The organism is Acinetobacter sp. YH12039, from assembly GCF_013420015.1.
Classification (GTDB): domain Bacteria; phylum Pseudomonadota; class Gammaproteobacteria; order Pseudomonadales; family Moraxellaceae; genus Acinetobacter; species Acinetobacter amyesii.
This window is the reverse complement of the sequence record NZ_VOZA01000006.1, coordinates 46914-72103: the sequence shown is the minus strand read 5'-3', so window position 1 is coordinate 72103 and position 25190 is coordinate 46914. Positions and strand designations below refer to the sequence as shown.

The window sequence follows — 25190 nt, the reverse complement described above, 5'->3', positions numbered from 1 at the left end:
CAATGCTATAAATATCAAATAGCAATAAAATGACTTTAGAAGGATACCCTCAAGTGGTATCCTTTTATTATTCATACTAAAGATTTAAGGCGAATTATTCCTGTGTCTTTTCCAGCTGACTCAGTGGGCTTAGTTACCCCACAAAAGTTTATTTTTGAAGAGCCGTTAGAGCTCGAATGCGATCGCATACTCCCACGTTTTGAGCTCATGGTTGAAACTTATGGCGAACTGAATGCAGACAAATCCAATGCAATTTTGATTTGTCATGCACTGTCAGGCCATCACCATGCTGCAGGTTATCATCATGAAGATGACCGTAAGCCGGGTTGGTGGGACGCATGTATTGGACCAGGCAAAGCCATTGATACGTCAAAATTCTTTGTCGTAGCACTAAATAATATCGGCGGCTGTAGCGGTTCTACTGGACCGACCTCTCCAAATCCTGAAAATGACAATCGCCCTTATGGTCCTGATTTCCCATTAGTGACTGTCCGTGACTGGGTCAAAACCCAAGCCATGTTATCTGATCGTTTAGAGATTCAGCAGTGGTATGCGGTGATTGGCGGCTCTTTAGGCGGTATGCAAGCTCTACAATGGTCTGTGGACTATCCAGATCGTTTACAAAAGTGCGTGATTATTGCCAGTACACCAAAACTGTCTGCGCAAAACATTGCCTTTAACGAAGTGGCGCGTCAGTCGATTTTGTCTGACCCTGATTTCCATGATGGTCGCTATTTAGAAAATGATAGTTATCCTAAGCGTGGTTTGATCTTGGCCCGTATGGTGGGTCATATCACTTACCTCTCTGAAGAGGCCATGAAACAGAAATTTGGCCGTGACTTAAAGTCAGGTAAATTTATGTATGGCTTTGACGTCGAATTCCAAGTCGAAAGTTATTTGCGTTATCAAGGTGAGCAATTTAGCCGTAACTTTGATGCCAATACCTATTTGATCATGACCAAGGCTTTAGATTATTTCGATCCATCACGTGAATATGAGCAATCATTAAAAACCGCGATGTCTAAAACCAAGTGTCAATTTTTAGTTGTTTCATTTACAACGGACTGGCGTTTTACCCCTGCTCGTTCGCAAGAAATTGTAGATGCATTAATTAGCAATCATAAGCCTGTGAGCTATGTGGATATTGATGCTGAACAAGGCCATGACTCTTTCTTGTTCCCGATTCCTTTATATGTGAAAAGCTTACGTGCATTCCTAGGCGGTGTAAAACACCTGCAAGAAACACCGAAGGAGACCAACTAATGCGTATTGATCATCAACTGGCTGAACGTTGGATTAAACCAGATTCAAGTGTACTCGATTTAGGGTGTGGTGACGGTGAACTGCTTGCACATATGAGCAAAAAGCACAATATTCGTGCATATGGCTTAGAAATTGATCAAGAAAAGATTGCAATTGCAGTCAGTCGCGGGTTAAATATCATCCAACAGGACTTGAACTTAGGTTTAAGTCGCTTTGCCGACCAGTCTTTTGACTATGTGGTTATGGCACAAGCCTTGCAAGCTGTAGATGCACCAGACGTTCTCTTAAGAGACATGGTGCGTGTGGGGAAACAGGCTATTATTACCTTTCCAAACTTTGCACATTGGAAGACTCGTTCTTTCCTTGCATTAAAAGGAATGATGCCCGTTTCAGACGCGTTACCCTATATGTGGTATAACACGCCCAATATTCATTTATGTACTTTCCGTGATTTTGAAGCGCTGTGTGCTGAAAATAACATCCGGATTATTAACCGACTTGCCGTGAATGGGGATCAACAAGACAGTTTACTCAGTAAACGTCTCCCAAATCTATTTGGTGAAGTCGCAATTTATCGAGTGAGCGCTCTATGAAAAAATTATTATTAAGCACGACGCTACTGATTGGACTTTTTAGCATACAAGCCCATGCGGATTATGTTGCTCCATCATCTTCAGTTTCTAGCCAAGCTGCTCAATATTCAATTATGGATATTCACAGCTTAAGTAAAGCTGCTAAAGCAGGTCAGCCCGGTGCTCAGTTTTACTTAGGCACTAAATATCAACAAGGTAAAGACGTTGCCAAAGATGAACGTCAAGCTTTTGCATGGTACAAGGCTGCTGCTGATCAAGGTTTATCTGCGGCACAGCTCAATGTAGGTCGTATGCTTGCAGATGGCATTGGGACTAAAAAAGATGAAGCGCTTGCTCGTCAATATTTCGAAAAAGCTGCTAGCCGTGGTGATAACCGTGCAAGCTTTAACTTAGCCATGATGGAAGAGCAAAAGAAAAACTACATGGGTGCATACCAATGGTATGAGCTGTCTACTCGTGATGGCATGCTCGACAACAAAGTGATTAGCTTATCTGAAGGTAAGAAAACGGCATTGGCAGCCAACTTAAGCCAAGACCAAATTCGTCAAGCACGTGACCGTGCAGACAAATGGATTCAAGCACAATAAGTTTTTGAATCTTAAATAGCACCTTCGGGTGCTTTTTTATTGCCTGTCAGCCACAGCATCTTGTTAAAATAGCCTCAAATCTTGTTTTATGGTGAATATTCACATGGCTTCAACTGATTGGTTATCTCAAGGCACTTTGGTGCTTGCAAGTAATAACAAAGGCAAAATTGCAGAATTTGAAAAAATGTTTGCCGAGCTTAATCTTCCTGTTGAAGTGATTCCTCAAGGTCAATTGAACATTGAAGATGCCATTGAAGACGGTCTAAGCTTTGTTGAAAATGCCATTATTAAAGCGCGTCACGCATCGAAAATTTCAGGCAAGCCAGCCATTGCAGATGATTCTGGCATTTGCGTTCCTGTACTCGGTGGCGCACCAGGGATTTACTCTGCGCGCTATGCAGGTGAACATGGCAATGATGCCGCTAACAATGCCAAGTTGCTTGCTGACCTCAAACCGCTCCGCAAAGAGGGTGAAGCCATCGAAGGGATGTTTGTATGTGTCTTGGCTTTGGTCCAACATGCAGAAGACCCACTCCCACAAATTTTCCAAGGGATTTGGCGCGGTGAAGTGATGGAAGCAGCACGTGGTGAAAATGGCTTTGGCTATGACCCACTGTTTTGGCTGCCAGAACTGAATGTTTCTAGTGCTGAATTATCAAAAGAAGAAAAAAATAAAATCAGCCATCGTGGTCAGGCGATGAAATTATTTAAAGCAAGTTTGAAATAATTTAAATTGGAGTTAATCTTAATGCCAAAGATTAACTCCAATCCCTGAATAAAAATAGAATAATTATGGCACTTCAACCGATACAGATCATATGCAACGCATGTCATCACACCTCAACTGAAATCCCGACACGCTCTTTTCTTGGTTTTCAAAAATTAAGCTGCCCTCATTGCCAGGCGCAACTGACCTACCCGCTCACCTCAGGCTTTCGTACCACTTACGCTATTTTTGCAGTGTTGATCATATTGTCGATCATGCTTAATCTGTCGCAAGGTCAGGTTGGATTTCCAGGGCTGATAGGTATCGCGATGATATATGCCCTCGTGCGTGATTGGCAGATTCGCAAACAGCTCAAGTAGTCACCCTTTGCTGGCATCTATAATTCACTTTTCATTTTAAAGCGAAAAAAGATGCAAAATTAACCCATAAAAACTGACGACGATACAGCTCATAATCGTGCCTGAAGCAATATAACGTGCCGAAGTGCCTGTTCCTTGATAATGCGTTTCTAAAGCCACAATATTCGCTGCAGGGGGTAAGCAGAACAGCATGAACATCACCCCAATATATTTCTCGATCTGGGGAATCGGAAGAAAGGCATAACTCAAACTACAGATCACCGCGCCAACGGTGAGTTTCATCGCATAAATACGACTACTGTTAATCAGATCACGCCACTGTATCTTAGTTTGGCGCAGCCACATGCCTAAGACGCACATCCCTGTGAAACTCATTCCTATTTTTGCAGCTTGATACAGCCAATCTAAGATCTGATGTTCTTCTAAATGTTGTAATCCAACTATTCGACAGACACCTGCAATCATCAGGGCAAATACAGGGGGAGACATCGCCACTTTTTGCATCACGCTCGACCATGGTAATTGGGCTGAACTGACGGCTGTCACGGCCCACATATTGCCAAAGATAGAACCACCGACATACAGAGCCACCATCGCTGCACTAATTTCAGGGCCAAACAGTGCTAAGGCAAAAGGAAAACCCAGCCAAGCCAAGTTCAAATAACTGACACACAAGGCACGTAAACTATCTTTTAACAGCCAGCGAAATAAATAAAACATCAGCACGGCAACACTAAAGCTAAAGAGCATGAGCGCTAAACTGCCTGCTTGATAGAACACCATGTTGTAGATGATTACGGCTGGAATAAAACAGCGTGCAAGTAAGCTAGAGAAAATCGATTTGAGCGATGATGTTCCTGATAATGATGCCAATCCGAGGCCACTTAAAAAACCCAATATCGGAAGAAGAAACGCCACTACACCACCCTCACTGCTCAATCCATGCATAGTAACACTGAACATAAGCTTCGCGGCTGTCTTTAAACTGCAACATCTTGGTCACTTCACTGTCATCTACAACTGCTGAAATGTTGTGCAGACCAACAAGAGGATAACAAGATGGCTGGACTATCGATTTGGCATGTACTGATTTTTGCAATTGTGGTGATTTTACTCTTTGGTACCTCTAAGCTAAAAAACTTGGGCAAAGATGTCGGCGGCGCGGTCAAAGATTTCAAAAAATCGATGCGTGATGAAGACGCAGCAAATACACAGCTTAATGAGCCTCGCACGCTAGAGCATGAAGCTCAAAATAAAACCAATTCCTCAGTTCAAAGCTAAGGAGTTGTCATAATGCTTAATATTGGTATTAGCGAATTACTGGTGTTCAGCATTATTGCGCTGATCGTACTTGGCCCAGAAAAACTGCCTGAAGGTATCCGCTTTGCAGGTAAATGGTACGGGAAAGTTAAACGACTGATCAGTAACGTGCAAACAGATATTGACCGTGAACTTCGCATGTCCGAACTTCGTGAAGAAATGCAAAAAGAAATGCAACGTATTCAACAGCTCGAAGCGCGTATGCAGGCTCAGATGAATGAATTGCAACAAACGCAACACCCCATAGAACAGACTGCGCAAAAACAACAAGAAGCAGTCCTACCTGACAATAAAAATTTATCCCCACGTTATCAGTACATCGAACGTGGTCAGAGCACGATATTTGCCGTGGTTACACCCCAAATGAAAATAAAGCACGAAATTAAAACAGATCAAGCTCCTGTATTAAGTTCGACCGATGCATTAGCAGAATATCAGGTGGCCGTATGACAGATCTTTCACTGAACAATTCACAGAACACTGTGCCTGATTTGGAAGAAATGCCAATCACCAAACATTTGGTGATTTTGCGTCGGCATTTGATCAAAATTACAGGACTCATTTTGATTCTGTTCTTTTGTTTATTGCCCTTTGCCAATCAAAGCTATCAATTGATGTCAGAGCCACTGCGTGCTCAACTGCCAATGACCTCATCCATGATCGCAACGGATGTGACCGCCACGTTTATGGCGCCGTTTAAGCTGAATTTCTTTGTCGCGCTAATGCTCGCGATGCCCTTCGTGATTTATCAACTTTGGGCCTTCATCAAACCTGCACTGTATGAAAAAGAGCGGCATTTGGCGATGCCCTTATTATTCGGCAGTATCGTCCTCTTCTATGCCGGTATTGCCTTTGCCTATTGGGTTGCCCTGCCATCCATCCTACATTTTTTTATGAGTGTTTCCCCTGAAACGGTCGCCCCAATGACGGACATCAATAGTTATTTAAGTTTCTGCTTAAAGCTTTTTTTGGTGTTTGGACTGACCTTTGAGATTCCGATCATCACATTAATTTTGATTTTGATCGGGGTGGTGTCTACTCAAACCTTGGTGGAGAAGCGTCGTTTTATTATCGTTGGCTGTTTTTTTGTCGCCATGTTTGCCACGCCACCCGATGCACTTTCGATGATCATGTTGGCCATACCCATGTGGATGCTGTTCGAGCTGGGTTTGTTCTTTGGCAAGCTGATTGAAAAACGACGTACATCTGCAACTTAAATAGACTGATGTTTCGACAATTTTGGTGAGTTTTACACCTAAGAGGCTGAGATAGCCTCTTTTTTTTATGCACCCATTTAATGTTTTGCAATTTACATGCAGCGAAATCTAAACGCCTATTTCATCAGTTTGCAACATTAGCTTCAAAGCATTGTCATATTTTATCGATAGTTTTATGTGATCAACTTTTACCCAGCACACCTTTGCCAGGATTTAAATTCATGACAAACATGCCATATAACGAAGATCAAGAACTTGATAACAACACTTCGGATAACCTTCATTTTCGTGACATTTTAGAACAGCGCATCAGCCGTCGTAGCTTGATTACCAAGACTGCGAGTGGTGCAGTCGCACTTGCATTGGCATCTTCATTAACGGGGTGTAATGATGACAATGACTCAGGTTCAAATAGCAATACCAAACCACCTGTAACCGATCCAAATCAAAAACCGACCAAGTTCAATTTCACACCGGTGAAAAAAAATTTAGACGATATTGTGACTGTTCCTGAAGGCTATCAAGCGCATGTGCTATATGCGATGGGTGACTCGATTAACCCTGCATACCCAGCGTGGGATGATAACAATGTTCCTTCTGGCCCGAGCTTCCAATTCCGCTCTGGTGACTGCCATGACGGTATGAGCTTCTTTGGTTTAAATACCACCTCTGGACGTTATGATGCCAAGCAGTCTGACCAAGGTTTGTTGGTGATGAACCATGAATACATCAATCCAACCTTCTTACACCCACAAGGCCCAACCAAAGTGGATGGTCGTCGCCCTGAAGATGAAGTCATCCGTGAAGTCAATGCACACGGTGTTTCTGTGATTCAAATTGAAAAAGACAGCAAGACTCAAGCCGTTAAACTGGTACAAAATTCTCCATTTAACCGTCGTATTACCGCATCGACCGTAATGGACTTTAAAGGCCCTGTAGCAGGCTCAAGCTTAGTTTGCACGAAATTTTCAACCAATAGCCAGCAAACCCGTGGTACACACAACAACTGCGGTAATGGCTATACCCCTTGGGGCACTTACCTGACGACAGAAGAAAACTTCATTGGTTACTTCGCTCGTGCAAAAAACGATGATGCCAAACGTAGTCATGCTGAAATTGTGGCACTCAACCGTTATGGCCTAAAAGCGGGTGCGAACTCGCGCTATGGCTGGGAAACAGCGATTGGAAGTAATGAGTCTCAAGATTTATATGACCGTTGGTCAGCGAATGTTACCGGTACTCAGGCAGCAGAAGATTATCGTAATGGTCCAAACACCTTTGGTTGGATTGTCGAAATCGATCCATTTGACCGCCGTGAAAACCCCGTAAAACGTACTGCACTTGGTCGCTTTGCACATGAAGACTGCCGTGCAAGTCGCTTACGTGAAGATGACAACCTCGCGTTTTACATGGGTGATGACTCACGCGGTGAATACATCTATAAATTTGTATCCGACCAAAAATGGAATAAAAAAGATGTCAACGGTGGCTATGCCGCGGGTGACAAATACATGAACAATGGTAAGTTATACGTTGCCAAATTTAACAATGATGGCAAAGGTCAATGGATTGAATTGAGCTATAACGTCAATGGTTTAAACCAAAGCAACAGCGTTTATCCGTTTAGCTCACAAGCAGATGTTCTGACCTTCGCACGTCTTGCCGCAGATGCTGTCGGTGCTACCAAAATGGACCGCCCTGAATGGGTCGCTGTGCATCCAGACAATGGTGAAGTCTATGTGACCCTCACCAATAACTCGAACCGTGGTACGACGCATGCACTAGATGCTGCCAACCCTCGTAACTACACCGACCCTGAAGGTGGTAAAGGCAACGTCAACGGTCATATTATCCGTTTCCGTGAAGATGGTGATACAACCACAGCACTCAGCTTTACTTGGGATATCTACCTGTTTGGTGCTGAAGCAAAAATGGCGAGCAACATTAACTTATCTGGTCTCAATGACAACAATGACTTGTCTTCACCCGATGGGATGTGGTTCGACCCACGTGGTGTGTTATGGATTCAAACCGATGACGGTGCTTATACCGATACCACCAACTGTATGATGCTTGCTGCACTTCCGGGTCAAGTCGGTGATGGTACAAAAGCCACGACATCATCGGGTCAAGAAACCATTGTGGGTGCAAAACTGAATGATGAAAACTTACGTCGCTTCCTGACTGGACCTAAAGAATGTGAAATCACAGGTGTGACGATGACACCTGACTACAAAGCGATTTTTATCAATGTGCAACATCCCGGCGAAGATTCAGCATCCTATTCTGAACCGACCAGCCACTGGCCTGCATCACAAACCAATGCAGCAGCCACCTCACGTCCACGTTCTGCAACCGTTGTCATCACCCGTAAAGATGGTGGTGTGATTGCTGGCGAAGCGGTAGAACAAGCTCAGCCAACACAAAAAACCGCATAAGACACCTCTAAAAAAATAAGCCGACGAATCGTCGGCTTTTTTTTATGGCTTTAAATGCACTTCTATCTGGGTGATCTGTCCTTGTTGCTCACCCTGCTGCTGTTTTTCCTGCCAATGCCACTGTGAATCCCGCATACATAATAAATTTGAACAGCGGGTGCCATACACTGGACTTTGAATAAAGGTCGAAGACAACAAATGTTCCATTTCCGCCTGAATCCCAGTATTGGGTAACAATGCTGGAATGATTTTACGTTCATCTTCCAAAATATCCCACGCAGCGGCGTCTATATCCGCCTGTGGTTGCTGGCTTTGTAGCATCGGCAAAAATTCTTGCGTGAAACGTTTGCGTAAATGTCGGGTCTTTTCCCAATGTTCAGTCATTAAACCATTAGATGTGACATACACCCCTTTGGCTAAGACTTGTGGCCCTTCACCGCGATTACTCATATAAACGGCTTGAGTGGCATCGCCAACGAATAAATTAAAGCCAGCATAATTACATTGGATTTGTTCCAGTGCTTGCGCAAACCGAATGGGCGTTTGCTCAGATTCTAAAAATTGCTGAATCAAAGCGCCACGTGAAGTGGGATATGTGGTCTGATCACGACCATCACGAAAATTGGTCACAATCGCCCAACGCCCTTGAGCGGTTATCCCCATCCATGTTCCACCAGACTGTAAGTCCTGCCCTGCAATAATCGGACTATCTACCCATTGCTTTAGGCCTGCCGTCGGTCGATGATAAAACTCATCACGATTCGAAATCAGGCAGAGTGGCATGTCATCCAAGACCTGCCAAGCAAAAGCCACAATGCACATATTCAACTCTCAATATCTTTACACATTGAATGTACAACATTTTTCAGCACATTCAGCTAAAATCTGTGCAAAACATAATGACAAGGAACAGCAATGCTGACATATCCAAATATCGACCCTGTGGCGATATCACTGGGGCCACTACAAGTTCACTGGTATGGTCTGATGTATTTATTGGCCTTTTTATTTGCATGGGGTTTGGCAACCTACCGTGCAAAACAACGTGACGGCTGGAACGCAGAAATGGTCTCTGACCTGATTTTCTACGGTGCATTGGGTGTCGTGATTGGTGGACGCTTTGGCTACGTCTTCTTTTATGGTTTCGATCAATTCCTTGCCAACCCACTGTGGCTATTCCAAGTTTGGACAGGTGGCATGAGCTTCCATGGCGGTTTCCTTGGGGTCATGATTGCCATGTTACTGTGGTGCAAGAAATATAAAATGACCTGGTTCCAGACCCTCGACTTTATTGCACCCTGCGTTCCGACAGGCTTGATGTTTGGTCGTATTGGTAACTTTATTGGTGGCGAACTGTATGGTCGTGCAGTGACCGATCCTAATTTTGCTTTCGGCATGATCTTCCCGACCGATCCACTTCAGTTGGTGCGCCATCCGTCGCAACTCTATCAAGCCCTCTGTGAAGGTTTAATTCTGTTTATCGTGCTGTGGTGGTTTAGTTCAAAACCTCGTCCACGTTATGCCGTTTCAGCCTTGTTCCTCATCGGATATGGAATCGCACGCTTCACCGTTGAATTCTTCCGTGAGCCGGACAATGGTCAACTGTTCATCGGATGGATGAGTAAAGGTCAGTTCCTGACAGTTCCGATGATTCTGATTGGACTATGGATGATGTGGTATGCCTACCAGAAAAAAATCTATGACTGGGGTCCACAAAAAAATCATTAATATTTTATAATTGTCTTTAAGCAAGCGAGGTCTAAGCCTCGCTTTTTTATGCGCTGAAATTTATCCCTTCATACGTATTTACTGCACATGAAGTGACTGAATTAGACAACTGATCTGTGCTAAAGTTTATTCAGCTTATTTTTAAACTATCGATCCATGCTTGAATTTTGGTTTAACCCCAGCGTTTCTGTACTTAAAAAAATCCTGTTTTTTATTGCGATGGTCGTACTGACCGGTGTTCTGTATTGGATGGAACCCCTAACACTTCAAGCCATTCTCATGTTCATGGGTACAGGCGTCATTTTCCTGATTTGTCGTTATTGCAAGATTCATTTCGCAGCAAAAAATCCAACAGGTTTGCTCTATCGTTTATTGACGTGGATACCGATTGCACTGCTGTTAGCATTGGTTTTTATCAACATGAATAAGGGTGAAATTCTGATTCCGGGTGCTCAAGGCATTGGCTTTATGGCTTTGGCGATCTGCCTGCTCTCCCCGATTTCACTGCTGAATAAAAACGAGAAAACTTCACCCCAAGGTAAAGTTTAAATGCTGACGTTTTGGTACTCTGAGCGCTGTAACCGACAAATCAAGCTCATCATTTGTATCAGTACCTGTGTACTTATTTTTCTATGCGCTGAACAAAAACAACTTGATCCCCGCTTTGCGGGCATAAGTTTAGCGATTGGTTTGATGATTGATCTGCTTTATAAGCTCAGACAAGACAAACTAAAAACACTGTCTCCGTCATTAAAATGCGGTTTGGCTAGTTTGCCCATTTTATGTTTAGTGTGCTTAATTTATTTTCTACCCAATGAGCACCGCTGGATTTTAGCGCTGCAATGTGTGGGCTTTGCTTCAATTGGATTATTTATCGTCTCGATCTACAGCCAACGTGCAAAAAGGTTTGAAGACTAACCTTTTTGCATCCACGGGCTGTTAATCCGCTAAGCGATAATAGCTATATTTCACATTTGGAGTTCGATAGACCGCATAACCCGCTTGACGATAATCAGACACCCACCCCTTGCCGGAATATGCTGCGATATGACCATAACGACTACTTTGATTGCGGTCGATAATATAGATATCGCCTTTCTTAGGTCGATCAAACGCTAAATTAATTTTTTGATAACCAATTTTTTGTAATGTACTGCCCCAGTCTGCTGCAGCAACAGGGTGACCGTTAAAACGTGCCCCTGCGGACTCAAGTGCTAAACGAACACTGCGGGCACATTTCTGAGTACTGCTTTGGCGGGTAATGCCTTGTAAAAATCCTGTCAAACGATCGATATCGATACGCTGACCATTACGGGATACCACATTTTTAGTCGCTGCTTTTTGAGTGGTATTGGACTTGCCCGTATTTTTACTCGCCTGAGAACGAATTATGATATTTGCCTGAACTGGAGCATGCACTTCACTCAAGTTTACATTGTGATCATAAGCCATTCTTTAACCCACACTCCCGCCTATATTTAGGCATTCAAAAATTTTAACGAGGGTGATAGTACCGCGTAAATCATGTTTTTTCATGTAAAAAATGTAAGATTTCTTAAACAAATCTTCACATTTAAATACGATCGTCTATTTTTAATTCAAATAGATTTATTTTTTATATCAAACTCTTAATCAAAAATAGTTGTTCAATATCACCTCTTCATAATGAGAAAAATCACGTTTATTTTTTAATCAAACTTATCTGTATTTTTTTTCAACACTGCGAAAGAAGCATCTCTCAATATGTAAAAAATAGAGCTTCGTTTTCTAAGCTCATGCTTGATTTAACAGACATATTGTCTCGTTAACACTTGATGTAGTTGTTATAAATAGACGTCTTCAGCTCAGGCAACTCAGCTCTTGTTGCCTGCAAAATTTGGTCATCACCCAATAAACACCGTATGTTTTGGATTTTTTAAACCTGACTATATTCAAGCGCCCATCACAGTTCCTTCCACACGCAAAACAAGCTAATATGTGCCACAAGAAATTTAGCAAATTATGAGAGAGACATGCGCCAGTATTTAGACCTTTTACAACACATTCTCGACAACGGCGGCGACAAGGGCGACCGTACGGGTACGGGAACACGTTCTGTATTTGGTCATCAAATGCGCTTCGATCTTTCTCAAGGTTTCCCTTTACTCACCACCAAGAAAGTTCATTTCCGCTCTATCGTGATTGAACTGTTGTGGTTCCTTAAAGGCGATACCAATGTTCAATATTTGCAAGACAATAAAGTCTCGATTTGGGATGAATGGTCTACAGCAGAACAAACTGCTCGTTTTGGTCGTCCTGCCGGTGAATTAGGTCCTGTTTATGGTCATCAATGGCGTAATTTCGGTGCAACCAAAAAAGCCGATGGCCTATATGAACAAGATGGTTTTGACCAAATTAAATGGTTGGTCAATGAAATCAAAACCAATCCTAACTCACGTCGTCTAATCGTGTCGGGTTGGAACCCAAATGAGGCAGGTAATGTTGCACTGCCACCATGCCACACCTTGTTCCAATTTTTTGTCCAAAATGGAAAATTATCCTGCCAATTATATCAACGCAGTGCTGACGTTTTCCTGGGTGTGCCGTTTAACATTGCCAGCTATGCCCTGTTAACACATATGATTGCGCAAGTTTGTGGACTAGGTGTAGGTGACTTCGTTTGGACCGGTGGGGATACACATTTATATGCCAACCATTTCGAACAAGCGCAGTTGCAATTGACACGTGAACCAATGGGTCTGTGCCAATTAAAACTCAATCCTGAAATTACCGATCTTTTCGATTTTAAATTTGAAGATATTGAAATCGTAGGTTATGAATCATATCCTGCGATTAAAGCGCCTGTTGCGGTTTAATTTTAGAAATCCCAAGTGAAAAGCAAAATCCCGCTTTACCTCAAGCGGGATTTTGCATTCTAATAGACGGCAAATATTTCGGCTATTTGAGTTCAAACTATGGCATTTCAAAATTTAGAAATCGTGCACGTTGTCGCTATGGATCAACAGCGCTGCATTGGTAAAGGTAATGATTTGCCGTGGCATATTTCTGCCGATTTACAGCACTTTAAAGCCATCACCCAAGGCGGCGTCGTGGTCATGGGACGCAAAACCTTAGAGTCTATGGGACGCACCCTACCAAAACGTATCAATTGGGTGATTACACGAGATAACAATTGGTCATTTGAAGGCACCAAAGTCGCATATAGTATCGACGAGGCGTTAACGCAAGCAGTTGCCGATGTCGCAAGTTCAGAAAAACCAACGAGTTTGTTTATTATTGGTGGTGGCGAAATTTTTAAGCAAACCATCGGCATCGCAGACCGTTTAGAACTCACGCATGTTGAACTCGATGTTCAAGGTGATGCGCATTATCCTGAAATTCCTGCGGACTTTCAAAAAATGGCGTCAGAACAACATATCGACGACAAAACTGGGATTGCTTTTGAGTTCGCAACTTACAGAAAATAAAGAAAAATCTTAAGCTAAAAGAAAAATATGCAACAGAGTGACCAACAAGCAATGTTCAAAAAAATAGGGCGAAGTATTCTTCATGCTCTATTTAGTGTGTTTGTCCTCTGTTCTTCGATTTGGCTCTGTGCCGCCCTGTGGATACAGCAACCGGCAGGCTGGTTAGGCAGCCGCATTATCATTGGGATCTGGATCGCTTTTGCCCTGAGCATTTTAGGCTTCTATATTACCCAACACTTTTTTAGCCGTCGTAAAGATGTCTTGATTTATATTGTGGGCTTTATCTGTGGTCTATTTTGGTATTTTGGCATGGAAGCACGCCAAGATCGTGAATGGAATCCTGAAGTAGCAGAAATTCTACATTATGAAAAGCAAGGCAATCTCGTCACCTTACACAATGTGCGTAATTTCGACTGGCATGCCGATGGCAGCTATACCCCGCGTTGGGAAACTCGCCAATATGACCTGAGTCAAATCAATGGCGTCAACATCATTACCTCGTATTGGATGGGGCCGCAAATTGCCCATACACTGGTCACTTTTGATTTTGCTGACCGACCACCGCTGACGTTTTCGATTGAAATTCGCAAAGAGAAAAATGAAGAATTCTCTGCGATTGGTGGTTTTTTCCGTAAATATGAACTGAGCCTCATTGCATCAGATGAAAAAGATATTATCTATACCCGCAGCAATACACGCGGAGAACAGGTCTATTTCTTCCCCGTAAACATGCCAAAATCTGAAATGCAGGCGCTGTTTATTGAATATCTACATAAAGCCGATGAACTGCAGACTCAACCCAAATGGTACAACACACTCACTAGTAATTGTACAACACTGGTGTTTGACATGATTCAAGCGGTTTCCAAACATCAACTTCCAACCGATTACCGCTTATTTGCATCCGGTTATTTGCCGAATTATTTGCACGACCTCCATGCCATAGACCAAAATTGGGATATGAAAACATGGTATCAAAAAGCCCATGTTAACCCCCGCGTCTCTCAAATTAAGCAACTGAGCAGTGAACAATATTCGAAGTTAATCCGACAAGGTTTGCCGCATTCACAGTCTAATCCAAGCGCCAATCAATTGTAATTCTTAAATATTGATACAAATATGGCTAGCTTATCTGTGCGATATTTGCTTAGATAATTGAAATGCTTCCACGGGGAAATTCCGATGCTAAAACAAATATTTGTTGCTGCAACTTTGGTTTCAACTTTAGTGGTGACAGGCTGTGAAAGCATGCCTGCACAAGACAACACCATAACTGAAAATTTAAACCTATTACAAAACCGTACTTGGATTGCCACTCAGATTGGCAACACCCCAATCAAAACAGCACCCAATGCGCATAATATTCCAAGCATTCAATTCGATGCGGCTTCAAAACGTGTCTCAGGTGCAGACGGCTGTAATCGTATAATGGGTGGCTATAATGCTGGCAAAGACACCATAACGTTTGGCCCGATTGCATCGACACAAATGGCTTGTCTCAATAACAATGGGCTAGAGCGACAGTACCATGCAGCACTCGAAAAGGTAACGCATTATCAAGTTTTTGGAAAAACCTTGAAATTGCTAGACCGTCACGGCAATTTATTAATTCAATATGAAAGCGCTGTTCAACCGCGTTAAATCATTTTAAAAGTCTGCTTCGGCAGACTTTTTTATTCACTGTTCAGTCATGCCAGAGACATTTAATGCACATAAACTAGTGATTAGTATACAGACGTACATTGCAGTTTTTAGCTATAACCCCATATTAAACATCAGGGAACAAAATAGGATTTCACTATGCAACAAGCGGTATTTGGTGGTGGGTGCTTTTGGTGTATAGAAGCAGTTTTTCTACAACTAAAGGGCGTGCAAACAGTCGTCAGTGGTTATGCAGGGGGAGTTACTCAGCATCCGAGCTATGAGCAAATTTGTGAGGGGAATACCCAACATGCAGAAGTCATTCAGATCAATTTTGATGACAGCCAAATCAGTTTTAGCCAATTGCTGGATGTATTTTTCGCAACCCACGATCCAACCACGCTGAATCGTCAAGGCAATGATGTCGGCACACAGTATCGCTCAGTGATTTTCTATCAGGACGATTCACAAAAGCAAATCGCTGAACACCGTATTGAAGAATTAAAAGCTGAAGGCATCAATATCGTGACTGAACTCAGTCCAATGCCGACCTTCTACCCTGCCGAAGAATATCATCAGAACTTCTTTGCGCGTAACCCAAACCAAGGCTACTGTAATTTTTCAATACCACCTAAACTCATGAAATTACGTAGCAAATTTCAAGAGCTACTCAAATCTGAATGATCTAATTGTACGACGTCTTTTCGAAATAGAGACATAAAAAAAGCGACATTTCAGTCGCTTTTTTTAGTTATCTTTGCTCAGTGCTTAGTTATCACTGGCAAAGGCGATATCGCTGAGTCCGGCTCCACTCGCACGCGACATCACTTGTGCAACTGTGTCATAACGTGATTCTTTATCGGCTTTTAATACCAATGCAGGCTTACGTTCTTGCTGACCAGCTGTATTTAGACGACTTTCTAAATCTTCGAGCGTGACAATATCACCATTCCAAGCAATATCACCCGCTGAGTTAATGCTGATGGTTACGCTTTCAGTTGGCAGATCAATCACTTCTGCAGTCGTTTGTGGCAAGGTTAATGGAATTGATGGGTTGGCAACAGTCGCAGTCACCAAGAAGATGATCATCAATACCAACATAATATCGATGAGCGGAATGAGGTTCATCTCATTCATGCCAGCATCGTTGTCTTCACCCAATTGAAAAGCCATTAAGCTTGACCTCCAGCTAAACTTTGCTGTGCAGTTTTCACGTCTTCTTTCTTCGCTGCAGATTCTTGTTGCAACATAGTATCAATCAATAAACCATGCGCTTGATCTTGCAATTCATTCGACAGTGTACGGTTAAAACGAACACAGATGTTATAAGCCAATACCGCAGGAATCGCCACAGCCAAACCAAGACCGGTCATGATCAAAGCTTCACCGACTGGAGTTGCCACTTGCGCTAAACCCGCTTGACCGCTTTTACCCACTGCTACAAGGGCATGAAAAATACCCCATACTGTACCGAACAAACCTACGAACGGTGCAATTGAAGCAATCGTACCCAATACAGATACGCCTTTTTCAGCATTAGCTTTTTCTACCGAAATTTGACGTAGTAATGCTTGTTCAGCCACAGCCTTACGTTGTTCAAAAGCCAAAGGAGCAAATTTCGCTTTCAGTTTGCTTAGTGCATCTGCAAGGTGGTTATACGCCACTTGTTTGAGCTGACGTGTGCCCATAATACGAAGAACGAAGATCGTCCAAGTCGCAATCGACATTGCAAGTAACACGAAATACAGTGTTTTGCTGACTGCATCTGCATGTTGCCAATAAACTGAAAAGTTCATATTCGAACTCCTAATGGGTTAGCCGGAATCTTAATTAAGTTTAAAGTTGAATGGTTGATCAACTCGCGTCGGAGTTGCCACACCATTATCAATATATTTGGATAAACGTGCACGCTTCACTGCATCAGTCACTTTACGGTTTACAGCAGCGCCACAAGTCGAGTTTTTAATCGTTGCTGATTCGACTTTACCTTCAGCACTTGCAGCAATCGCAACTTCAACTGTACACGACGCTTTTAATTCACCATTTTCAAATTGAACATTCGGTTTCTTAATCCAACTGACACCATTACCAATGCTCACAGTTTTAGGTGTCGGTGGCGCAGGTGGTGCTGGAGGCGCAGGTGGTGGTGCAACAGGTGCCGGAGGTGTTGGTTCAACACGAACGACTTTCGTTTCAGAAACCACAGTTGAAACAACAGGTGTTGGTGGTACGTTTTTGACCGCTTCAACAGTTGGTTTCGGCGCATCTTTCTTTTTCACCTGTTCCAGTTTTTCCACTTTCTTCGGTGGAGGTGGTAAAGGCTTATCTACAATTTTAACTTCTTTTGGCTTTGGTGGCTCTTTCTTCGGTTCTGGTTTTGGCTTCGGAGGTTCTGGTTTTTTCTCTTCAACAATCTTCACAAAGCGAACTTTAATCGGATCTTTTTCGATCGGTTTAAGTTCTGGTGCTTTCATATTGCTGACCGCCCACAATACCCCCATATGCCCTACCACAACAGCGAGAAGCGCAGTAATGATTTTCTTTTTCATCGGGTTAGGTGATTGCATCATTGGAGCGGGAGATTGACTCATTAAACTCAGTTACCTTGAAGAAGCGATTGCATTTATTTTGTCAAAAATACAATCATGCTCATCGGTTAGCACAATTAAAGTACGGCAATAATAAATGAGAAGTGTTTTCATTTGCAACTATTAATTCGTCAGTTTTAATGACTTTTTTTAATCATAATATAAAAAAGGCATACCTAAAGTATGCCCTTTTATTCAAAAATTTATCTCGTTTTATTGAAATACAACAGTTTTATTACCATCGACAATAATACGATCTTCAAGATGCCATTTGACTGCACGTGCGAGTACATTACGCTCTACGTCCTGACCTAACTCGCGCAATTGTTCAACGGTAAAGTCGTGACTTACACGCTCTACGTCTTGCTCAATAATCGGCCCTTGGTCAAGATCCGCAGTCACATAGTGTGCTGTCGCACCAATCAACTTCACACCTTTTTCATGCGCTTGTTTATATGGGTTCGCACCAACAAAGGCTGGGAGGAATGAATGGTGAATGTTAATCACTTTCATTTCCCATTTTTGAACAAATTCTTCGTCTAAAATTTGCATATAACGAGCAAGAACCAATAAATCATTGCCTTGCATCAATTGATCAATTTGCTCATAAGCTTCACGTTTGTTTTCTTTGTTCACAGGAACCACTTCAAACGGAATACCGAAATTTTCTACAGATTCACGTAAAGCATCGTGATTAGACACGACTTTGGTGATTTCACATGGTAAACCACCACGTGCATGACGCCATAACAGTTCAAGCAAAGCATGGTCAACTTTAGACACCAAGATACCGACTTTCTTCACATCACTGACTAAAGCTAAACGCCAGTGCATGTTGTAACGCTCAGCAACATTGCTCGCAAATGTTTGAGTTAGACTTTCTTTACGGCTTTGTAAATTGTCCAATTCGAACTCAACACGCATGAAGTATCGCCCCCCTTGAGCTTCAGTCGCGTATTGATCAAGTGCGGTAATATTTGCTCCCTGATGATACAAAAAGCTCGATACAGCTTGCACAATCCCCGGTTTATCTTCACAGGTAATGAGTAAGCGTGCTGTGTTAGCGGTCGACATATTCATGTTGGTTTATATCACTAATCAGTTAAATTGAAAAAAGAGCCGAGTATTCTAACGCTTTTTAAAGCCAGACTAAATAGTCTTATTCAGTAACCTGATGCTTTGCGTTTGAAAGACTTGCAAATAAGTCCGACGGCCCTAAAGTTTCGAGCAATCGCTCATAGGTTTCACGGCTTTCACCACGTAGATATGCACCTTCTAAGAACACCATTTGTCGTAGTGCTTGCCACACCCATTTTTCTTCCAAAGTGTTTGAGTCAGTAATATGGCCAGACATATAAAGGAAGTTGGTCCAGTTGGTCAGCACGATCCACAAGTTAATGGTTAAGGCCTCAATTTCAGAATCGGTCATCTGCATTAAGCCTGCGTCAACAAAGGCACGATAAATTTTCTGCCCTTGTTGCATGACTTGACCGGCAAAACGTGGATACATTTTGCGGAAATCTTCATTATTTTCGACCAAGTGATAAACATCACGATGTAAAAAGCGATAAGCCCATAATTGGCTACTTAACACTTGGAAATAGCGAATTTTATCATTGGCATCAAGCTGACGATCATCAGGAAGCGCTAACATTTCTAGCGTTTCATGCTGATATTGCTCCATTAATTCCTTAATAATTTCACTTTTATTTCGGAAATGGTAATACAAGTTACCTGGGCTCATTCCCAGTTCAGCAGCAATATGATTGGTTGTCACTGAACGCTCGCTACGCTCATTAAACAACTGCAAACTCAGCTGCAAAATACGTTCTTTCGTTTTTAAGGTTTTGGTGTGAGACATCCTAAAACAACCATTTATTTCAAAGCATTAGAACACTAACACATAAAGTAACTTGACTATTTAGAGTATTTACTCTAAAAATTAATTAATCGCTAATTTGGATATGGTCGTGCGACATGAATAGTCAGACAAAAACAACTTCAATGACACCACATTCTTTTGATCAGCAGCATCTCAACAATATGTTGGAACAGCAGAAACAAGCGTATTTACGTTACCCATTGCCTACAGCGAAGGAACGTATTGATCGTTTGGCTCGGCTTAAGCGTATCTTAGTTAAGTATCAAGATCAATTTGCTGATGCAATTAATCAAGACTATGGTAACCGTTCTATTGGTGAAACCAAGATTGGTGAGTTACTTACATGTCTTGAACACATTAAATATTATAGCAAGCATTTGACAGACTGGATGAAACCATCCAAACGCCATGTCGGAATTATTCACCAACCTGCAAAAGCATGGGTGCAATATCAACCGCTTGGTGTCGTCGGCATTATTACGCCATGGAACTACCCACTGCTTCTTTCTATAGGCCCACTGATTTGTGCTTTGGCTGCGGGCAACCATGCCATGATCAAAATTTCGAGTGCCTCTGCGGCATTTGGTGATGTGCTAGAAAAAGCTCTCGCAGAAGCATTTCCTCAAGAATTGGTCGCAGTCGTCAACGGTGGTGGCCCAATTTCAGATGCGTTTAGTCACCTTGCCTTCGACAAAATGATTTTTACTGGCTCGACCAATGTCGGTAAAACCGTCATGGCGGCAGCGTCTGAAAATTTAGTTCCGGTGATTTTAGAATTAGGCGGAAAGTCACCTGTATTGGTTCATCCGTCTATTGACCTAGCAGATGTCGCACAGCGTCTTGCTGTTGGTAAACTTTGGAATGCAGGTCAAACTTGTGTTGCACCTGACTATGTGTTCTTACCTCGTGGTAAAACGGCTGAATTTTTAGATCACTATAAAGTGTGCGTTGAAGCCATGTACTCAAGTATTGCCCATAATCAGGACTACACCTCGATTATTAATGACAAGCAGTACAACCGCCTACAAGGTTATTTAGAAGATGCGCGTGATCAAGGCGCACAAATCATCAGTTTTAACCCACAAAATGAAGATGTGGACGCTGTACGTAAAATTGCACCGACTGTTTTAACGGGTGTCACTCCAGACATGCAAATTATGCAGCATGAAATCTTCGGTCCGATCCTTCCGATCATGGAATATGATCAAATTGACGAGGTTATTGCTTTTATTAATAGCCGTCCTCGTCCACTTGCTTTATACTATTTCGACTTTGATCAGGCACGTGCCGACTATGTCGCAACACGTACCCATTCAGGACATTTCGGACAAAACACGGTATTAACCCATGTTGCTCAAGATGACCTGCCGTTTGGCGGTGTGGGGGCTTCGGGTATGGGGAAATATCATGGTCCAGAAGGTTTCTTCAGTTTGTCGCATGAACGCTCGGTGATGTCGAATCCAAAACTCTATAGTTTGAAATTCATTCTTCCACCGTTCAATAAGCCGATCCACAAACTGATTTCGAAGACACTTCTTCGATAAACGATCAAGGCATGAACGATCACACTAGGTGATCGTTCGTTTTATGCAAAATCGCTTGTCTTTTAAGCGCATTTTTGATATAAAACGCCCCTTGAATGAATTCAATGTTTTTTTTGACTGGCCATACAGATTTGCTGTTGGCTAAATCAATGGAGTTACACCATGTCTAAGGTTTGCCAAGTTACCGGCAAGCGTCCAGTCGTTGGTAACAACGTCTCACACGCCAACAACAAAACTAAACGCCGGTTCGAGCCGAACCTGCATCACCACCGTTTTTGGTTAGAAAGCGAAAAACGTTTCGTACGTCTTCGTCTAACTACTAAAGGTATGCGTATTATCGACAAATTGGGCATCGAAAAGGTTGTTGCTGACCTACGTGCTCAAGGTCAAAAGATCTAAGGAGCTACGAACATGCGTGATAAAATTCGCCTAGTTTCTTCTGCTGGTACAGGTTATTTCTACACTACCACTAAGAACAAACGTACTATGCCGGAAAAAATGGAAATCAAAAAATTTGATCCAAAAATCCGTCAACACGTAATCTTCAAAGAAGCTAAAATCAAATAATTTTAGTTTTTTGAAAAAAACGACCTACTTAGGTCGTTTTTTTTTGCATTTTTTTTATTCGAATTGCTAAACTTTTAAAATGCTTTTTGGCACTTTTTGTGCTTGTCTTTTTTACCCTTAACTTAGGCTTAAGGAGTTTTTAGTGCCTCATGATGTAGAACTCATAATATTACTTGCTGTTGGCTTTGGTTTTGCCTTAATTTTTGGCTATATTGCTGCACGCCTGCGACTTCCTCCCCTTATCGGCTATCTGATTGCCGGTATTATTATTAGCCCAAACACACCTGGGGTAGTTGGCGATATCCATCTCGCTAACCAGTTGGCCGAACTCGGTGTGATGTTTCTGATGTTTGGCGTGGGTATGCACTTTTCACTCAATGATTTGATGCAAGTACGTCGTATTGCCCTCCCGGGTGCCATTTTACAAATTGCAGTGGCGACCTTACTCGGTATGGGAATTTCCATGCTTTGGGGCTGGAGCATGGGCTCAGCCTTAGTGTTTGGCTTAAGTTTGTCGTGTGCAAGTACTGTCGTTCTACTCAAAGCCTTAGGTGATCGCGGCTTACTCAACTCCGTCAATGGTAAAATTGCCGTGGGTTGGCTCTTGGTTGAAGACTTGGTGATGGTTCTGGTCCTGGTCCTTCTACCTGCGACTGCCGTACTGCTTGGCGGTCAACCGCTCACATCAGGCAGTGCCGATGAAAATATTTGGCTGACCTTAGGTCTAACTTTACTCAAAGTTGCTGGCTTTATTGCCTTCATGCTGATCATTGGTAAACGCTTAGTGCCAATGATTATGCAAGTGGTTGCACGCTTAGGCTCACGTGAATTATTCACGCTTACCGTGGTTGCAGCAGCTGTGTCTATTGCCTTTGGTGCCTACAAGGTATTTGGTGTATCCATGGCACTGGGCGCATTTTTTGCCGGTATGGTGGTCAAAGAGTCTGACTTTAGTCACCGTGCAGAAGAAGAAACCCTTCCGCTACGTGAAATTTTTTCGATTTTGTTTTTCGTCTCCGTCGGCATGCTGTTTGATCCACGGATCTTGATTGAACAACCGCTTCACGTCTTAGCTGTGGTCGGCATTATCATGATTGGTAAGACCATCGCTGCAATGGCGTTGGTGTTGTTCTTCCGTTACCCCATCAATACCGCATTAACCGTTGGGGCAAGCTTGGCGCAAATTGGTGAGTTCTCATTTATTTTGGCGACCTTAGGTGTATCTCTAAACCTCCTTTCTATGGAAGGACAAAACCTGATACTGGCAGGTGCTTTAATCTCGATTACACTCAACTCATTTGTATTTTCAGCCATCGAGCCTATGCAGCGACTCATCCGTGAGCGCTCGAATTTGGCCCGATTACTGGAACGTAGTAGTGACCCATTAGCTATGTTGCCGGATGAGGTCTCACAGGATTATCTACGTGATCAGGTGGTACTAATTGGTCATGGTGAAGTCGGTCGTCGTATTACCCGTGAATTAATGAATGAAAACATTAAAGTGGTTATTGCTGAAGAAAACCGTGAAATCGTGGAAAACTTGCGGGAAAAAGGCATCGCTGCGGTATCCGGTGTAGCAACAGAACCGGGTGTTTTAATTCAGGCCCATATTCAACACGCACGCCTTTTGGTCATTTCACCTATGGATATTTTAGATATTCATAAAATTGTCGATATTGCCAAAATGCTGAATCCTTCTATCCAAGTATTGGTGTGTGCGGAAAGTAAAGAAGAAGCTGAAGTCATTCGTCGTGACAATATCGGTGAGGTTTATTATGCCAAAGAGGAAATGGCGAAAAATATGAGCAATCATATTTTAAATCAAATCCAAATTGCCCATCACCAAACTCCGACACACTAAACTAAGTGCCTAATTAAGTTCTTATGAGCAAAACCCAAAAGGCGATGCATTAAAGCATCGCCTTTTTTTAATTGATATAATTCAGTAATTTTAAAATTACAAATAATTGAATTTAAAAAACATATTGATAAAATGAGCATCAAACGAAGCATCATGTTAAATACTTCAAACAAGAAACGAGAAAAACATGTACATCCTCTATTTAGGCCTTGCCATTATTTTGATTGGCGGTCTGGGCTTTCTCATCGCTGCATTTAAAACCAGTATTTTATGGGGACTGGGCTGTCTATTGTTTTATCCCATTTCCATCGTCTTTCTGATTCTGTATTGGCAAGATGCCAAAAATCCTTTTTTCTTACAGCTCATCGGGGTCTTTATTGTATTTTTAGGTTCGATACTGATCTCACCTGCTGAACTGAGCAAAGTCTAAGTGCCATTTTGAGTATAAAAAAACGCACCAAAAGGTGCGTTTTCATCAACATGATCCACAAAATCAGCAGCTATATGATTAGCTCATATATTTTGGCTTTTCATCAACCACTTCGGCATGCCATTCATCCACTTGTTTTTCTAACAAACCAAACAATGCAGCCTGAATCATTTGCTGAGCGATCACACTCATTTGATCGCCCAAAATATTGCGTAATTCTTCATTGAATTGGATAGTCACCAAAGGCTCTTTTTCTGAGCCTGCATTACGCAATGCCAACTCACCACCTTCCAATTGAACCAGCTCTAAAATTGCTTCCTGGTTCCCAAAGAGTTCTTTCAACTGTTCTATAGACATATATCCCTCCATGCGCAACATGGTGATAAAGGCATCTGCACTTTGTATTACTTAGATAATCTTATATCGGGTTAAATAAATTTATTTCAAGTAGCAATAGTCCGATTAGAATTCCACCATCTCGTTACGAAATCCATCAATCAATTGGGTTAGATCACGATGCCATTCACGCAAAATAGCGGTATCTGGCAACCATGCTTGCGGTGTTTGAGTGACTTTAATAATTAAATTTGAAGACGTTTCATCTTCTGGCTCTGGTGCAGACGGTTCAGGTGCATACTGACACATACGATGTGCGCGTTTCAGCTCTGCAATAAAACCCTGCTTTGCCAATTGCTGCATAACAGTCACTTCAGGTGATACCTGACCTTTTTCAGCCATCAGCGTTTCAATCGACTTTAACGTGGGCGCAGGCTCATTTAAACGATAGTAACGCACCAACTCTTGTAAAAACGCAAGTACTGCACCATGCAAATGAAAAACCGCTGCTTCGCGATAAGCCTGAGCTTGTTGAACATGATCGGTCTGCTCGGCTTGCTGACATGCAAGACGGCTAAAATATAACTTTTGATTGGTACGATCAGCATGAAAGCGAGCAACACGAGACATGAACAATTCCCT

Annotated in this window: 32 protein-coding genes; 22 read left to right on the top strand and 10 right to left on the bottom strand. The window is 42.4% G+C overall.

Annotated elements, in window-relative coordinates:
- The first annotated feature begins 102 nt into the window (after window positions 1-102).
- From FTT98_RS04725 to FTT98_RS04705, 5 genes are all read left to right on the top strand, one after another.
- A complete protein-coding gene (locus tag FTT98_RS04725) occupies window positions 103-1263 on the top strand; it encodes a homoserine O-acetyltransferase (RefSeq protein ID WP_168377871.1) in 1161 nt (386 codons plus the stop codon).
- Window positions 1263-1856 (top strand): methionine biosynthesis protein MetW, encoded by a 594-nt coding sequence (gene metW / locus FTT98_RS04720; RefSeq protein WP_067763682.1) that lies wholly within the window; start codon window positions 1263-1265, stop codon window positions 1854-1856. Before FTT98_RS04725 ends, metW begins: the two co-directional genes overlap by 1 nt.
- Entirely contained in the window at window positions 1853-2443 is a 591-nt protein-coding gene (locus tag FTT98_RS04715) for a tetratricopeptide repeat protein (RefSeq protein ID WP_078189669.1), read from the top strand. Before metW ends, FTT98_RS04715 begins: the two co-directional genes overlap by 4 nt.
- A 103-nt stretch (window positions 2444-2546) precedes the next feature.
- On the top strand, window positions 2547-3170 hold the full coding sequence (gene rdgB, locus FTT98_RS04710) for an RdgB/HAM1 family non-canonical purine NTP pyrophosphatase (RefSeq protein ID WP_078192870.1): 624 nt from the start codon (window positions 2547-2549) through the stop codon (window positions 3168-3170).
- A gap of 65 nt (window positions 3171-3235) precedes the next feature.
- Window positions 3236-3529: a hypothetical protein gene (locus FTT98_RS04705; RefSeq protein WP_180040545.1), complete on the top strand. Its 294-nt coding sequence runs from the start codon at window positions 3236-3238 to the stop codon at window positions 3527-3529.
- 36 nt (window positions 3530-3565) lie between these two features.
- On the opposite strand, the gene FTT98_RS04700 is transcribed toward FTT98_RS04705, so the two are convergent.
- The gene (locus tag FTT98_RS04700; protein WP_180040587.1) at window positions 3566-4447 is read right to left on the bottom strand and encodes a permease; all 882 of its coding nucleotides are present in this window, start codon (window positions 4445-4447) and stop codon (window positions 3566-3568) included.
- 141 nt (window positions 4448-4588) lie between these two features.
- Between FTT98_RS04700 and tatA the strand changes: the two genes are divergently transcribed.
- From tatA to FTT98_RS04680, 4 genes are all read left to right on the top strand, one after another.
- A complete protein-coding gene (gene tatA / locus FTT98_RS04695; protein ID WP_078189673.1) occupies window positions 4589-4810 on the top strand; it encodes a Sec-independent protein translocase subunit TatA in 222 nt (73 codons plus the stop codon).
- A 12-nt stretch (window positions 4811-4822) separates the two neighbouring features.
- Window positions 4823-5299, top strand: a complete 477-nt coding sequence (gene tatB, locus FTT98_RS04690) for a Sec-independent protein translocase protein TatB (RefSeq protein ID WP_180040547.1) — start codon at window positions 4823-4825, stop codon at window positions 5297-5299.
- Complete coding sequence (gene tatC / locus FTT98_RS04685; RefSeq protein ID WP_180040549.1) at window positions 5296-6066, top strand: twin-arginine translocase subunit TatC; 771 nt, start codon at window positions 5296-5298, stop codon at window positions 6064-6066. The genes tatB and tatC overlap by 4 nt, the downstream gene beginning before the upstream one ends.
- Window positions 6067-6287: 221 nt before the next feature.
- The gene (locus FTT98_RS04680) at window positions 6288-8504 is read left to right on the top strand and encodes a PhoX family phosphatase (RefSeq protein WP_180040551.1); all 2217 of its coding nucleotides are present in this window, start codon (window positions 6288-6290) and stop codon (window positions 8502-8504) included.
- Between the two features lie 42 nt (window positions 8505-8546).
- Here FTT98_RS04680 and FTT98_RS04675 read toward each other — a convergent pair whose 3' ends face one another.
- The gene (locus FTT98_RS04675) at window positions 8547-9326 is read right to left on the bottom strand and encodes an NRDE family protein (protein WP_180040552.1); all 780 of its coding nucleotides are present in this window, start codon (window positions 9324-9326) and stop codon (window positions 8547-8549) included.
- A gap of 93 nt (window positions 9327-9419) precedes the next feature.
- Here FTT98_RS04675 and lgt point away from each other — a divergent pair, with 93 nt between their 5' ends.
- The 3 genes from lgt to FTT98_RS04660 all read left to right on the top strand — a co-directional run bounded on the left by lgt (window position 9420) and on the right by FTT98_RS04660 (window position 11150).
- The gene (gene lgt, locus FTT98_RS04670) at window positions 9420-10232 is read left to right on the top strand and encodes a prolipoprotein diacylglyceryl transferase (protein ID WP_078189677.1); all 813 of its coding nucleotides are present in this window, start codon (window positions 9420-9422) and stop codon (window positions 10230-10232) included.
- A gap of 156 nt (window positions 10233-10388) precedes the next feature.
- Entirely contained in the window at window positions 10389-10781 is a 393-nt protein-coding gene (locus FTT98_RS04665) for a hypothetical protein (RefSeq protein ID WP_180040554.1), read from the top strand.
- Window positions 10782-11150: a hypothetical protein gene (locus FTT98_RS04660; RefSeq protein ID WP_180040556.1), complete on the top strand. Its 369-nt coding sequence runs from the start codon at window positions 10782-10784 to the stop codon at window positions 11148-11150.
- Window positions 11151-11171: 21 nt separating this feature from the next.
- Here FTT98_RS04660 and FTT98_RS04655 read toward each other — a convergent pair whose 3' ends face one another.
- Entirely contained in the window at window positions 11172-11684 is a 513-nt protein-coding gene (locus tag FTT98_RS04655; RefSeq protein ID WP_180040557.1) for a peptidoglycan amidohydrolase family protein, read from the bottom strand.
- A gap of 560 nt (window positions 11685-12244) precedes the next feature.
- On the opposite strand from FTT98_RS04655, the gene thyA reads away from it, so the two are divergent.
- From thyA to msrA, 5 genes are all read left to right on the top strand, one after another.
- Entirely contained in the window at window positions 12245-13087 is an 843-nt protein-coding gene (gene thyA / locus FTT98_RS04650; protein ID WP_180040559.1) for a thymidylate synthase, read from the top strand.
- Between the two features lie 99 nt (window positions 13088-13186).
- Window positions 13187-13699 (top strand): dihydrofolate reductase, encoded by a 513-nt coding sequence (locus FTT98_RS04645; RefSeq protein ID WP_180040560.1) that lies wholly within the window; start codon window positions 13187-13189, stop codon window positions 13697-13699.
- Window positions 13700-13726: 27 nt separating this feature from the next.
- Entirely contained in the window at window positions 13727-14797 is a 1071-nt protein-coding gene (locus tag FTT98_RS04640; RefSeq protein ID WP_180040562.1) for a DUF4105 domain-containing protein, read from the top strand.
- A gap of 84 nt (window positions 14798-14881) precedes the next feature.
- Window positions 14882-15340, top strand: coding sequence for an META domain-containing protein (locus FTT98_RS04635; RefSeq protein WP_180004564.1), 459 nt, complete (start codon window positions 14882-14884; stop codon window positions 15338-15340).
- A 159-nt stretch (window positions 15341-15499) separates the two neighbouring features.
- Window positions 15500-16024, top strand: coding sequence for a peptide-methionine (S)-S-oxide reductase MsrA (gene msrA / locus FTT98_RS04630; protein WP_180004565.1), 525 nt, complete (start codon window positions 15500-15502; stop codon window positions 16022-16024).
- Between the two features lie 84 nt (window positions 16025-16108).
- Here the strand turns inward: msrA and FTT98_RS04625 are convergent, their stop codons facing one another.
- From FTT98_RS04625 to FTT98_RS04605, 5 genes are all read right to left on the bottom strand, one after another.
- Window positions 16109-16513, bottom strand: a complete 405-nt coding sequence (locus FTT98_RS04625) for a biopolymer transporter ExbD (protein ID WP_078192724.1) — start codon at window positions 16511-16513, stop codon at window positions 16109-16111.
- Window positions 16513-17136, bottom strand: coding sequence for a MotA/TolQ/ExbB proton channel family protein (locus tag FTT98_RS04620; protein ID WP_078192725.1), 624 nt, complete (start codon window positions 17134-17136; stop codon window positions 16513-16515). Before FTT98_RS04620 ends, FTT98_RS04625 begins: the two co-directional genes overlap by 1 nt.
- Window positions 17137-17166: 30 nt before the next feature.
- The gene (locus FTT98_RS04615; RefSeq protein ID WP_180040564.1) at window positions 17167-17931 is read right to left on the bottom strand and encodes a TonB family protein; all 765 of its coding nucleotides are present in this window, start codon (window positions 17929-17931) and stop codon (window positions 17167-17169) included.
- A 210-nt stretch (window positions 17932-18141) separates the two neighbouring features.
- Window positions 18142-19008: a formyltetrahydrofolate deformylase gene (gene purU, locus FTT98_RS04610; protein ID WP_078192727.1), complete on the bottom strand. Its 867-nt coding sequence runs from the start codon at window positions 19006-19008 to the stop codon at window positions 18142-18144.
- 79 nt (window positions 19009-19087) lie between these two features.
- Window positions 19088-19789, bottom strand: coding sequence for a TetR/AcrR family transcriptional regulator (locus tag FTT98_RS04605; protein ID WP_168377888.1), 702 nt, complete (start codon window positions 19787-19789; stop codon window positions 19088-19090).
- A 116-nt stretch (window positions 19790-19905) separates the two neighbouring features.
- Here FTT98_RS04605 and FTT98_RS04600 point away from each other — a divergent pair, with 116 nt between their 5' ends.
- The 5 genes from FTT98_RS04600 to FTT98_RS04580 all read left to right on the top strand — a co-directional run bounded on the left by FTT98_RS04600 (window position 19906) and on the right by FTT98_RS04580 (window position 24212).
- Window positions 19906-21354, top strand: coding sequence for a coniferyl aldehyde dehydrogenase (locus tag FTT98_RS04600; protein ID WP_180040566.1), 1449 nt, complete (start codon window positions 19906-19908; stop codon window positions 21352-21354).
- A 162-nt stretch (window positions 21355-21516) separates the two neighbouring features.
- Entirely contained in the window at window positions 21517-21753 is a 237-nt protein-coding gene (rpmB, locus tag FTT98_RS04595) for a 50S ribosomal protein L28 (RefSeq protein WP_000048256.1), read from the top strand.
- A gap of 12 nt (window positions 21754-21765) precedes the next feature.
- Window positions 21766-21921 carry a 50S ribosomal protein L33 gene (gene rpmG, locus FTT98_RS04590; protein ID WP_001205031.1) on the top strand — a complete coding sequence of 52 codons (156 nt, stop codon included), beginning with the start codon at window positions 21766-21768 and terminating at the stop codon, window positions 21919-21921.
- A gap of 142 nt (window positions 21922-22063) precedes the next feature.
- Window positions 22064-23782, top strand: a complete 1719-nt coding sequence (locus FTT98_RS04585; protein ID WP_180040568.1) for a cation:proton antiporter — start codon at window positions 22064-22066, stop codon at window positions 23780-23782.
- Window positions 23783-23969: 187 nt separating this feature from the next.
- The gene (locus FTT98_RS04580; RefSeq protein WP_180010191.1) at window positions 23970-24212 is read left to right on the top strand and encodes a hypothetical protein; all 243 of its coding nucleotides are present in this window, start codon (window positions 23970-23972) and stop codon (window positions 24210-24212) included.
- 78 nt (window positions 24213-24290) lie between these two features.
- Here FTT98_RS04580 and FTT98_RS04575 read toward each other — a convergent pair whose 3' ends face one another.
- Together FTT98_RS04575 and FTT98_RS04570 are read right to left on the bottom strand one after the other, a co-directional pair.
- The gene (locus tag FTT98_RS04575) at window positions 24291-24569 is read right to left on the bottom strand and encodes a hypothetical protein (RefSeq protein ID WP_078192732.1); all 279 of its coding nucleotides are present in this window, start codon (window positions 24567-24569) and stop codon (window positions 24291-24293) included.
- A gap of 105 nt (window positions 24570-24674) precedes the next feature.
- Complete coding sequence (locus FTT98_RS04570) at window positions 24675-25178, bottom strand: DUF6586 family protein (RefSeq protein WP_111884067.1); 504 nt, start codon at window positions 25176-25178, stop codon at window positions 24675-24677.
- Window positions 25179-25190: the final 12 nt, after the last annotated feature.